Genomic DNA, 278 nt, shown 5'->3' with positions numbered 1-278 from the left:
TTGATAATTTTGAGAAGATTGGGGACGGATTACAATTAATCCATCACCTCATTGCATAGCAACAAGCCAATTAGGTGTGGCGATAAATGCCAATAGCGTACAAGCCATATCTCTAACTGAGTAGCCTTCTTTTTTAGCCACAGTTTGAATTTCTTTGACTACAGTTTCCAATAATTCATCAAAAAAGGCTTGGGCTTGACTCTCATTTATAGAATTATTTAACCAATCCGGTTGATTGAGATAGTTAAGGGTTGTTTGCACTGCTATTTTTGCACCCA

1 protein-coding gene is annotated in these 278 nt (G+C 37.1%); it reads right to left on the bottom strand.

The window, feature by feature from the left end; all coding sequences use genetic code 11:
* Positions 1 to 48: 48 nt before the first annotated feature.
* A partial coding sequence (locus B9T16_RS29765) for a protein phosphatase 2C domain-containing protein (protein WP_410246504.1) occupies positions 49 to 278 on the bottom strand: 230 nt, incomplete at its 5' end.

This window comes from Arthrospira sp. PCC 8006 (assembly GCF_046480465.1).
GTDB lineage: Bacteria > Cyanobacteriota > Cyanobacteriia > Cyanobacteriales > Microcoleaceae > Limnospira > Limnospira platensis.
Note: the sequence above shows the minus strand (reverse complement) of the source record. Positions and strands in the feature narration are given on the sequence as shown.